Annotated in this window: 8 protein-coding genes; all 8 read left to right on the forward strand. The window is 65.1% G+C overall.

From position 1 onward, the window contains the following. Positions 1 to 31: 31 nt before the first annotated feature. The 8 genes from GEV02_RS03685 (at position 32) to GEV02_RS03720 (ending at position 11,401) form a co-directional block, all read left to right on the forward strand. Complete coding sequence (locus GEV02_RS03685) at positions 32 to 2,296, forward strand: TonB-dependent receptor (protein ID WP_152836570.1); 2,265 nt, start codon at positions 32 to 34, stop codon at positions 2,294 to 2,296. 107 nt (positions 2,297 to 2,403) lie between these two features. Beyond that, complete coding sequence (hmpA, locus tag GEV02_RS03690; RefSeq protein WP_152836742.1) at positions 2,404 to 3,585, forward strand: NO-inducible flavohemoprotein; 1,182 nt, start codon at positions 2,404 to 2,406, stop codon at positions 3,583 to 3,585. Positions 3,586 to 3,635: 50 nt separating this feature from the next. Next, positions 3,636 to 4,061 (forward strand): Fur family transcriptional regulator, encoded by a 426-nt coding sequence (locus GEV02_RS03695; RefSeq protein ID WP_070266572.1) that lies wholly within the window; start codon positions 3,636 to 3,638, stop codon positions 4,059 to 4,061. A gap of 209 nt (positions 4,062 to 4,270) precedes the next feature. Continuing rightward, on the forward strand, positions 4,271 to 5,518 hold the full coding sequence (locus tag GEV02_RS03700) for a GTP-binding protein (RefSeq protein ID WP_152836572.1): 1,248 nt from the start codon (positions 4,271 to 4,273) through the stop codon (positions 5,516 to 5,518). Positions 5,519 to 5,527: 9 nt separating this feature from the next. Continuing rightward, on the forward strand, positions 5,528 to 7,822 hold the full coding sequence (locus GEV02_RS03705; protein ID WP_152836574.1) for a TonB-dependent receptor: 2,295 nt from the start codon (positions 5,528 to 5,530) through the stop codon (positions 7,820 to 7,822). Positions 7,823 to 7,831: 9 nt separating this feature from the next. After that, positions 7,832 to 8,536, forward strand: coding sequence for an ABC transporter ATP-binding protein (locus tag GEV02_RS03710; protein WP_152836576.1), 705 nt, complete (start codon positions 7,832 to 7,834; stop codon positions 8,534 to 8,536). Beyond that, a complete protein-coding gene (locus GEV02_RS03715; protein WP_174998946.1) occupies positions 8,496 to 9,986 on the forward strand; it encodes a DUF3526 domain-containing protein in 1,491 nt (496 codons plus the stop codon). The genes GEV02_RS03710 and GEV02_RS03715 overlap by 41 nt, the downstream gene beginning before the upstream one ends. After that, positions 9,983 to 11,401, forward strand: coding sequence for a DUF3526 domain-containing protein (locus GEV02_RS03720; RefSeq protein WP_152836580.1), 1,419 nt, complete (start codon positions 9,983 to 9,985; stop codon positions 11,399 to 11,401). The genes GEV02_RS03715 and GEV02_RS03720 overlap by 4 nt, the downstream gene beginning before the upstream one ends. The last annotated feature ends 17 nt before the right edge of the window (positions 11,402 to 11,418 follow it).

Genomic DNA, 11,418 nt, shown 5'->3' on the forward strand with positions numbered 1-11,418 from the left:
TAGCGGTCATCATCCCAACATCAGGAACACCATGAAAACGACCATGTCTCCACTGGCGCTGGCGCTGCTTGCCGCCTTCTCCACCTTCGCCTGCGCGGAGGACGCGCCCATCCATCAACTGGGCACCGTCACCATCACCGGCAACCGTCCGACCTCGCTGCCGACGCAAATCCCGACCACGATTGAAGGCATCACCCAGGCCGAAATCGAAAAGACCATCAACGCCACCGACTCGGAAGACGCGTTGAAATACCTCCCCAGCCTGCTGGTGCGCAAGCGCTACATCGGCGACTACAACCACGCCGTGCTGTCCACCCGCGCTTCCGGCACCGGCAACAGCGCGCGCTCGATGGTGTACGCCGACGGCATCCTGCTGTCCAACTACCTGGGCAACGGCGCCAGCTTCGCGCCGCGCTGGGGCATGGTCAGCCCGGAGCAGATCGACCGCGTCGATGTGCTGTACGGTCCCTTCTCAGCTGCCTACGGCGGCAACTCGGTCGGCGCCGTGGTCGATTACGTCACCCGCATGCCGGCCAAATTCGAAGCCCACGCCAAGTTGACACTGACGCACCAGCCCTTCGAGCTGTATGGCACCAGCGACAGCTACGACGGCAAGCGCGCCAGCATCGCGCTGGGCGACCGCCAGGGCGCCTGGTCGTGGTACGTGGACCTGAGCCGCACCGACAGCGAAGGCCAGCCGCTGACCTTCCCCGCCAAGAACGTCGGCAAACCAAGCAGCGCGGGCATCCCCGTCACCGGCGCCGTTGCAGGCCTGGACCGCACCAACAGCAACTGGCTGCTGCTCGGCGCCGGCACCCAGTACCACACGGTGCAGGACCAGTTCAAGGCCAAGCTGGCCTACGACTTCTCGCCGACGGTGCGCGCCACCTACACCTTCGGCCTGTGGCGCAACGATTCCGAAGGCCGTCCCGAAACGTATCTGCGCGATGCGGCGGGACGCCCGGTCTACTTCGGCACCGTCAACATCGCCGGCAGCAGCTACACGCTGGGCGCGACGGACTTCAACGTGTCGAATGAAAAGCTGCAGCACTTGATGCACGGCCTGACCGTCAAGTCCAACACCAAGGGAGTGTTCGACTGGGAGCTGGCCGCCAGCCTGTACGACTACGACAAGGACCGCCTGCGCGCCGCCACCGTCGAACTACCCGGCGCATTGACCGGAGGCGCGGGCCGCATCGTCAACCAGGGCGGCACCGGCTGGAACACCTTATCCGGCAAGGGCGTATGGCGCCCGGATGCAGCACACGTGGCGGAATTCGGCTATCAACGAGAGGCCTACAAACTGGCCAGCATCGAGAACGCCACCAGCAACTGGATCGACGGCGCTCCGGGCGACCGCAACTCCGCCTTCGCCGGCAAGACCGAAACCAACAGCCTGTATGCGCAGGACAGCTGGAAGTTCGCGCCCGCGTGGAAGACGGTTCTGGGCATGCGCTACGAGCGCTGGACCGCGCATGACGGCGCCACCTCCAACCGCACGACGACCAAGCCGCATCCGGAGCGCAGCGAAAACTACCTGTCGCCGAAAGCCGCGCTGGCGTATCAGGCCAGCGATGCGTGGGTGCTGAAAGCCTCGCTGGGCCGCGCCGTTCGCATGCCGACAGTGTCCGAGTTGTACCAGGGCGGTATCAACGCGAGCGGTCAGCTTATCAACAACGATCCGAATCTGAAACCGGAAAAGTCCTGGACCACCGAGCTGACGGCGGAACGCCGCTTCGCCAACGGCCAGCTGCGCCTGACCGCATTCGGCGAGCGCACCAAGGACGCGCTGTACTCGCAAGTGAATGTGCTGGCCGGCGCCTCGGTCAGCACCGTGCAGAACGTCGACCGCATCAACACCAAAGGACTGGAAGCCTCCTACACGGCGGACGATGTGTGGGTGCGCGGCCTGGGCCTGAGCTCCAGCCTGACCTGGACCGATTCCAAGATCGCCCGCAACGACAAGTTCGCCGCCAGCGTGGGCATGTGGCAGCCGCGCATACCCGAATGGCGCGCCACCGGCGTCGCCAACTACGACGTGAACGATCAGCTATCGCTGACGCTGGCGGCGCGCTACAGCGGCCGTCAGTACTCGACGTTGGACAACACCGACGTCAATGGCTTCGCCTACATGGGCGCCAGCAAGTACTTCACCACCGATGTGCGCGCGCGCTACCGCATCAACCGCCAGTGGAGCGCAGCAGTCGGCATCGATAACCTGAACAACTACAAGTACTGGAACTTCCATCCATATCCGCAACGGACCTACGTGGCGGAACTGAAGTTCGACCTGTAAGCAGCAAACCCGCAGGCGCAATCGGATTTTTTCGATTGCGCCTGCTCTAACATTTAAACATTCATGTGATATACTTCTTTACGTCGAAACCACACATGGACCGTAAAATGCTCAGCACCGAACAAAAAGCCATCATCAGCGCCACCGTCCCGATTCTCGAACAAGGCGGCGAGGCGCTGACGCGCCACTTCTACCTGACGCTGTTCCGCGACTTCCCGCAAGTGAAGCCCATCTTCAACCAGGCCAACCAGGCGGACGGCAATCAACAGCGCGCGCTGGCCAACGCGGTGCTGATGTACGCGAAGAATATCGAGCGGCTGGAGCAACTGGGCCCACTGGTTTCCACCATCATCAACAAGCACGTGTCGCTGCAGATCCAGCGCGAGCACTATCCGATGGTCGGCGCCTCGCTGCTGAAGGCGATCCGCGAAGTACTGGGCGCGGACACCGCCACCGACGCGGTGCTGGACGCATGGGGCGCGGCATACGGCCAACTGGCAGACATCCTGGCCGGCGCCGAGCAAAGCATCTACGAAAAGAACGCTGCGGCGGAAGGCGGCTGGAGCGGCGCGCGCGAGTTCAAGGTCGTATCGAAGACGGCGGAGAGCGACGAAGTCACCTCCTTCGTCATGCAGCCTGCGGACGGCGGCAAGGTGGTGGCGCATGCTCCGGGCCAGTATATCGGCCTGCTGGCAGTAGTGAACGGCGAAGAGCAGCGCCGCCAGTACTCGCTTTCCGCAGTGGGCAACGGCAGCAGCTACCGCATCAGCGTCAAGCGCGAGCCGGGCGGCGCGGTGTCCAACTACCTGCACGACCACGTTGGCGTTGGCGACAGCCTGCAACTGTTCCCGCCGTCGGGCGACTTCACGCTGGCGGATAGCGACAAGCCGCTGGTGCTGATCAGCGGCGGCGTCGGTATCACGCCAACGCTGGCGATGCTGACGGCGGCGCTGACTTCCGGCCGCCGCATCCACTTCATCCACGCGGCACGCCACGCCAACGTGCACGCCTTCCGCGACCACATCGACGCGCTGGCGGCGCAGCACCCGCAACTGCAACGCTTCTACTGCTACGAAGCGGCCAACGACAGCGGCCCTCAGCCGCACGCCACCGGCTACATCGACCAGCAGAAACTGGGCGCCTGGCTGCCGGAGACGCGCGATGTTGAAGCCTACTTCCTCGGCCCGACGCCGTTCATGAAGGCCATCAAGTCGCACCTGCTGGAACTGGGCGTGCCGCAGTCGCAAACCTACTACGAGTTCTTCGGCCCGGCCGAGGCACTGGGCTGATTCCCTGGGCGTGATAAGATGTCGGTGCTTCATCCACTAACACCGACATCATGCATACCCCAGTAGCAGACCAAGCAGAAACCCTGATACGTGCCACCGGCGCCCGCGTAACGCGCCCGCGCGTCACGGTGCTGGAGTTTCTGCTGGCCCAGCACAAGTCGCTGACGCACCACGAGATCCACGCCCAGCTGTCCGACGCCGCGCTCGACCCGGTCACGTTGTACCGCGTGCTGGAGTGGCTGACCGAGAACGAACTGGTACACCGCATCGCAGGCGCCGACACCGTCTGGCGCTTCAGCGCAGGCGCCGGCCACCACTCGCACGAACACGCCCACTTCCAATGCACCAGCTGCGAGGAAGTCACCTGCTTTACCGAAGTCGCACTGCCGCGCAAGATCAAACTTCCTGAAGGCTTCCAGAGCCAGGAAATGGACTTCCTCATCAAGGGCACCTGCCCGCACTGCGCCAAGCGCTAACTCCCGCAATCGTTCGCCCTCATAGCGAAAGGCCCCGGCAAGGGCGGCCTGCCGCATCGTCACGTCCATTCCCATCGCAGAAATTTTAATGCAACTGTATTGCATTAACAATCCAGACCAACTATGATGCAACTCGATTATGCAAGTCAATTGCATTAGCGAGTATCCCATCAATCCCTGCGCAAGCGCGCATCCACCGCGAGAATCTCATGTCCAAGCTCGATACCCGGCTGCCGGTCACCGTCCTTTCCGGCTTTTTAGGCGCCGGCAAGACCACCCTCCTCAACCACGTGCTGGCCAACCGCGAAGGCCTGCGCGTCGCCGTCATCGTCAACGACATGAGCGAGGTGAATATCGACGCCTCGCTGCTGCGCAAGGGCGCAGAGAACGCCGGAGCCGCGCTGTCCCGCACCGAAGAAAAAATGGTCGAGATGAGCAACGGCTGCATCTGCTGCACGCTGCGCGAAGACCTGCTGCTGGAGGTGCGCAAGCTGGCCGCCAGCCAGCGCTTCGACTACCTGCTGATCGAATCGACCGGCGTCGGCGAGCCGATGCCGATCGCCGCCACTTTCGATTTCGAGGACGAACACGGCGACTCGCTCAACCACATCGCCCGCATCGACACCATGGTGACGGTGGTGGACGCCCTCAATCTGCTGAACGACTACCACAGCACCGACTTTCTGGCGCAGCGCGGCGAAACCGCCGGCGAAGGCGACGACCGCACACTGGCCGCGCTGCTGTCGGAGCAGATCGAGTTCGCCGACGTCATCGTCGTCAGCAAGACCGATCTGGTCACGCTGGAGCAGTTGGGCGAAGTCCGTGCCGTCATCAAGGCGCTCAATCCCACCGCCGCGATCACCTACGCCGAGCAAGGCCGCGTGGCGCTCGACAAGATACTCGGCACCGGTAAATTCAACCTGGAGCGCGCCAGCCAGATGGCGGGATGGGCGCGCGAACTGGCCGGCATCCACACACCGGAAACCGAGGAATACGGCATAGACAGCTTCGTGCTGCGCGATCGCCGGCCCCTGCACCCGCAGCGCTTCGACCAGTTCCTCGACCAGGCTTTCCCAGGCCTGATACGCGCAAAGGGCTACGTCTGGCTGGCCAGCCGTCCCGAATGGGCGGTGGCGTATTCGCGCGCCGGCAAGATCGCTTCGGTGGAGCCGGTCGGCCAATGGTGGGCTGCCAGCGGCAAGGAGAACTGGCCGCCCAAGGGCGATCCAGACCGCCAGGCGATTGACGCCGTATGGGCCGAACCGTATGGCGACCGCCTCAACGAACTGGTATTCATCGGCCGCCACATGGAAGCAGGCGCCATCGAAGCCGCGTTCGACGCCTGCGTACTGACCGAGGCGGAACTCGCCGCAGGCCCCGCCGCATGGCGCAGCTACAACGATCCCTTCCCGGACTGGAGCCGTGAAGAAGACGAACCACAAGCACTATCCAACTAAGACCCAACTATGAACCTGACCATACGACCATTGGCCGCAGCGATCTCGCTGGCACTGGCCACCGGCGGCTACGCCTGCGCGGACGACGCCACCATGCCCACCGTGACCATCAACAGCGCCCGCAGCGGACTCGATCCCGACCTGCCGACCACCAGCGTCACCAAAACGCAGGAAGAACTGCGCCAGCAGCAGAACATCTTCAACCCGGAAGACGCGCTGCGCAACCTGCCCAGCATGACGATCCGCAAGCGCTATAGCGGCGACCGCAATGCGCTGGTCGGCGGCCGCAGCTTCTCCACAACGCAGGCGCCGCGCGCACTGGTGACGATGGACGGCTATCTGCTGTCGAACTTCCTGGGCCGCTTCGACGCGCCGCGCTGGAACATGATCGCGCCGGAAGAGATCACCCGCATCGATGTGCTGTACGGCCCCTTCTCCGCGCTCTATCCCGGCAACGCAATCGGCACCACCATCGCCGTCAGCACCAGCCGCCCGACGCAGTTCGGCGGCGCGGTGCGGCTGGCGATGCAGGACCAGAGCTTCGACCAGTACGGCGACAAGGGCCACTACCGCAACTATCAGGGCTCGGCGCTGATCGGCGACAGGCTGGCTTCCGGCCTGTGGTACAAGCTGATGCTCAACCATCAGGACTCGACCAGCCAGCCGATGGGCTACTACACCGTCACCGCCAACGCAGCGGGCGACTTCCCGACGCCGGCCGGCGGCGGCGCGGCCACGCCAGTGACAGGCATACGCTACGACACCGGGCCTTTCGGCACCAGGCGCGCCATATTCGGCGCCAACACCGGCGCCATCGACCACACGCAGCAGAACACCGTCAAGGCCACCTTCGGCTATGACTTCTCGCCGGTGCTGGGCGCTGAAGGTTTCATAGCCTGGTGGGGCAACCAGAGCGTAACGCGCAACCAGACCTTCCTGCGCGACGCATCCGGCGGCAGCGTATGGTCGGGCCGCGTCACCGACGGCGCCAACGTCTTCGTGTTGCCGGCATCCACCTTTGCGCCGTACACCCGCGACGAGCATCACGGCCAGGCTGGCCTGACGGTCAAGAGCCGCAACAAGACCGGCTGGAACGCCAGCGTTTCCGCCAGCGTCTATCGGATTCTCGACGACGTGCAGCGCAACGCCGGCAGCGCCGATCCGCTTGCGGCCAGCGGCGGCGCCGGCAACGCGGTGGTCCGCGACGGCAGCGGCTTCGGCTCCATCGACCTGCAATCGACCTACACGCCGACACCGGGCGACTGGACCGGCGGCGCACACGCCCTCACCTTCGGCCTGCACGCGGACGACTATAAACTCAAACAGACAACCCGCACCACCGCCGACTGGCGCAACGCCAACGGCCCGGAAGCGCAGTTTGTCGGCGGCGAGACTCAGGTGCTGGCGGCGTACGGACAGGATGCCTGGCGTTTCGCGCCGCACTGGCAAGCCACCTTCGGCCTGCGCGCCGAATCGTGGGAAGCCACCAACGGCGTGCAGCGCATGGGTGCCGCCGCGCCACCGTACCCGCGCCGCAGCGAACAAGCGTGGTCGCCGAAATTCTCACTGGCCTGGGACGCATCGGACGACACCACCGTACGTTTGTCCGCCGCGCGCGGAACCCGCTTCGCCACCGTGGCCGAACTATTCCAGGGAACGACTGCTGGCAGCAGCATCATCGTCAACGATCCGAACCTGAAGCCCGAACGTTCCAACGCGCTGGAGCTAATGGCGGAACAGCGCTACGCAATCGGCAGCCTGCGCGCCTCGCTGTTCCAGGACGACGTGCGCAACACCATCTGGAGCCAGTTGAACCTCAACGTCTTCCCCAATGTGACCAATGTGCAGAACGTCGGACGCGTACGCACGCGCGGACTGGAGCTGGTCGGCCAGATCGACAGGCTGGGTATCCAGGGCCTGAGCGCGGACGCCAATATCGCGTTCAGCAAATCCACCATCCTGGAGAACGACAACTATCTGCCTTCGGTCGGCAAGAACTGGGCGCGCGTGCCGCGTGTGCGTTCGGCCACCACGCTGACCTATGCGCCGGCCGACACCTGGAGCGCCTCCGCGACCTACCGCTATGCAGGCGCGCAGTTCAACGAGATCAATAACAGCGACTACAACTCCGATGTCTACGGCGGCGTATCCCGCGTCAGCCAGCTGGATGTGCGGCTGCTGCTTAAACCCGCCAAAGGCACGGAAGTCGCCATCGGCATCGATAACCTCAACAACAACCGCGCCTACCAGCTGCATCCCTATCCGGGACGCACGCTGTCAGCCGAAGTGCGCTACGCCTTCTAGGGAGCCTGAATGATACGCATCGAACAACTGAGTAAGCGCTACGACGGCCGCACTGTGGTCGACGCGCTGGACCTGCACGTGCATGGCGGCGAGATCTACGCGCTGCTGGGCCCCAACGGCGCTGGCAAATCCACCACCATCGGCTGCCTGCTGGGCTTTGTGGAGGCCGACGGCGGCAGCATCCGCCTGGCAGGTTCCAGCCTTCCGCCAGCGCGTGCCGCCGTCGAACATGCCGCCTACATCGCCGAGAACATCGCGCTGTACGAACGCCTGACCGGCGTGGAGAACGTCGAGTTCTTCATGCGGCTGCTGGGCAAGCGTCCAAGCCGCAAACAGATCGAGGCGCTGCTGGAACGTGCCGGCCTGCCGGAACATACATGGCACCGCATGGCCTCCGGCTATTCGAAAGGCATGCGTCAGAAAGTCGGCATCGTCATGGCGCTGGCCAAGGGCGCGCAGGTGCTGGTGCTGGACGAACCGACATCCGGGCTCGATCCCGAGGCCAGTGTGAGTTTCGGGGAGCTGGTGCGCTCGCTGGCGAAAGACGGCGCGGCGGTGCTGATGGCAACGCACGATCTGTTCCGCGCGCAGGAGCTGGCGGATCGTTGCGGCATGCTGGTGGGTGGCCGACTGGCCGGTGAATGGAGACTGGGAGAATTGAATGCAGGCGAACTTGAACGTAACTACCTTGACATCCTCGCCCGCCGCAACTGAGCGGGCCGGCCACGCCGGCTGGCGGGCCTGGGCGACAGCCTGCCATGGCGCATGGCAGGCCGACTGGCGCGAACGCCGCCGCGACTGGCGGGTGTGGCTGGTGATCGGCGTCGGCCTGGCGCTGGCCGTGTGCGCGGCCCTGCTGTCGTCGCTGGAGTTGAACGCCACGCTGGCGGCGCGCGCCGACGCGCAGCATGCGGAGCAAGAGCGCTGGTCGCATCAAGGCAAGAAGTATCCGCATGCGGCGGCGCACTATGGTGTTTATGTCTTCAAACCCTTGTCGGTGCTGGCGGCGCTGGATCCCGGCGTGGAGCGCTATGTCGGCTCCAGCGTATGGCTGGAAGCGCACAAGCAGAATGAGCTGATCTACCGCCCTGCCGACGATGAACCCGGCGCCACGCGCCAGTTCCGCCTCACGCCCGCATTCGTACTGCTGGTGATCGCGCCGATGGCGATGGTCTTCCTTGGCTTCGGCATGTTTGCCGGCGAACGGGAACGCGGCACGCTGGCGTCGCTGCGCATCAATGCTGCGCCGCTGGGCGCCATCGCCTTGGCGCGGGCGGCGGTGCTGCTATGCCTGGCCGCGACGCTGGTGCTGCCCGCGTGCCTGGCGGTCGGTGTGCTGGAATGGGCCACGGCGGCGCGCTCTCCCTTCAGCGACGGCGCCGCACGCGCTGTGCTGTTTGGTGGCGGCTACCTGTTCTACCTTTGCACTTGGGCGGCTTTGATCGCAGGCGTCTCGGCATGGGCGCCGTCGCTGCGTGCAAGCCTGGCGGTGTTGATCGGACTGTGGGCAGCCACCACACTGGTGCTGCCGCGCGCGGCCATCGAACTGGCGCAGTTGGCGGCGCCGCTGCCGACGATGCAGCAGTTCCGTGCAGATCTCGACGCCGCACTCGGCACGCCGGACGATCCAGATCAGGCCAGGCGCGACCAGCAGCAGCTGTTGCGTCAATATGGCGTTAGCGACGTCAAGGACTTGCCGGTCAACTGGGCGGGCATCAGCCTGCGGCGCGGCGAGGAACATGGCAATCGCCTGTTCGACGCGCACTACGGCCGCCTGTTCGCAGCCATGCGCAGCCAGGACAATGCGGCCGCGCTGGCCGGCTGGCTGTCGCCGGCGGTGGCGTTGGCCGGCCTGTCCGGCTCCGCGGCAGGCAGCGACACGGCTCACCACATCCAGTTCGTCAACGGCGCCGAGCAGCAGCGCCGCGCGATACAAGAGGTGCTGAACGTCGCGATCACCGCCAATCCCGAAAAGAACGGCGTGCGCTACGACGGCGACCAATCGCTGTGGGACCGCGTACCGCCGTTCCGGTTCACCTACGCGCCGCTGGACCTCGGTGCGCTGGCACTGCGCCAAGTGCTGCCGCTGGCATTCCTCTTCCTTGCAAGCCTGCTGCTGTGCTGTACCGGCTTGCGCCATCTCCGTCGCGGAAGCTTACGATGAAACAGATTTCTACATTGATCGCGTACGACCTGCGCATCCAGCTGCGCGAGCGCGGCAACATCGCCTTGCTGCTGGTTGCACTGCTGCTGGCTGGCTTCGGCCTGTTTGAAGGCACGCGCTTCGACCACCACCAACGCCAGGCCATCGCCGCCGCCCAGGCACAGGAGACGCAAGCGCGTAGCGAGGCGAACTCGCTGGCGCAGCGCTACTTCGCCGATCCCGGCGCGGCCGAATTCAAAAGCCTGCAATGGTTCCGCACCGCCATCGACGTGCGAGGCTACGCATTCCGCGAACATGTCGGCTTTGCCGCCAAGCCGCAGACTGCAGGCTCCGCGCTGGCCGTGGGCCAGGCCGACCTTCTGCCTGCATATGTGCGCGTGCGGGCCGAATCGATGCAATCCGCCAGCACGACGGTGGAGATCGAACATCCGGCGCGGCTGTCGGCTGGACGCTTCGACCTGGGTTTCTTCATCGTCTATCTGTGGCCGTTGATACTGCTGGCGCTATGCACGTCGGTGCTGACGCAGGACCGTGAAAGCCATCGCCTGCGCGCATTGCAGCTGCAAGGCGTGCGTCATGGCAGCATGCTGGCCGCGCAGGTGATGGCGCGCACGCTGGGTGCGAGTGCACTATTGCTGGTGTTCGGCACGGCCGCCTCGCTGCTCGTTGGCGCGGTCGAGCCGGATGCCGCAGGCTTGTCCGCGCTGGCCATTTGGAGCGGCATCGTTCTGCTGTACTCGGTCTTCTGGGGCGCAGTGACGATTGCCATCTGCGCGGCTTGCGACAACCGCATGATGGCCGCCTTCGCGGGCTTTGGCGTGTGGCTCGCGTTGGCAGTCATGCTGCCTGCGGCCTTCACCGCCGCGATCCAGCTAGCCGCACCGGTGCCGGAACGCGAACGCTATGTGCGGGCGATGCGCGATGCCGGCGACCGTCTGCCCGCAGGCCTGCAACGCCTGGACCGCGCCGTGGCGCTGGAGGGCCAGATGGCCGGCGTGGAGAGCGTGTTCCAGCAGGCCCGCTCGCGCAGGCAACAGCTGTTCGACCAGACGCTCGTCTTCAGCCCTGTCACGCTGGTTTACGAGAGCATGGCAGCCATTGCGGGCAACGACAACGAACGCCATCAGCGATTCATGGCGGACGTGCAGCAGCACCAGCTACGGCTGCGCGGCTACTTCCAGAGCGCCCTTCAGATGGCGGCGCTGGGCGATGCGAAGCACCATTGCCCTGCCACCTGCCTTGGCGGCTATGGCTTCCTGGACTTCGACGGCGTGCCTCGTTTTACCGCATCCGCCGCGATGAGGGTATCGCCGCAAGCACCGCCGCAGCTGGCTGCGCTGGCCTTGTGGATCACCGCGCTGCTGATGCTGGCCGCCGTGCTGTTGGCAAAAAAACGCCGCCGGACCACTCGCTGAAAGAGCCTGCCCCACGT

The sequence above is a fragment of the Rugamonas aquatica genome (assembly GCF_009380215.1).
Lineage (GTDB): Bacteria > Pseudomonadota > Gammaproteobacteria > Burkholderiales > Burkholderiaceae_D > Rugamonas > Rugamonas aquatica_B.

Bases quoted from the DNA above. Each gene is read 5' to 3' on its own strand.
- GEV02_RS03685 (WP_152836570.1), top strand. From the start codon at position 32: ATGAAAACGACCATGTCTCCACTGGCGCTGGCGCTGCTTGCCGCCTTC.
- hmpA (WP_152836742.1), top strand. From the start codon at position 2,404: ATGCTCAGCACCGAACAAAAAGCCATCATCAGCGCCACCGTCCCGATT.
- GEV02_RS03695 (WP_070266572.1), top strand. From the start codon at position 3,636: ATGCATACCCCAGTAGCAGACCAAGCAGAAACCCTGATACGTGCCACC.
- GEV02_RS03700 (WP_152836572.1), top strand. From the start codon at position 4,271: ATGTCCAAGCTCGATACCCGGCTGCCGGTCACCGTCCTTTCCGGCTTT.
- GEV02_RS03705 (WP_152836574.1), top strand. From the start codon at position 5,528: ATGAACCTGACCATACGACCATTGGCCGCAGCGATCTCGCTGGCACTG.
- GEV02_RS03710 (WP_152836576.1), top strand. From the start codon at position 7,832: ATGATACGCATCGAACAACTGAGTAAGCGCTACGACGGCCGCACTGTG.
- GEV02_RS03720 (WP_152836580.1), top strand. From the start codon at position 9,983: ATGAAACAGATTTCTACATTGATCGCGTACGACCTGCGCATCCAGCTG.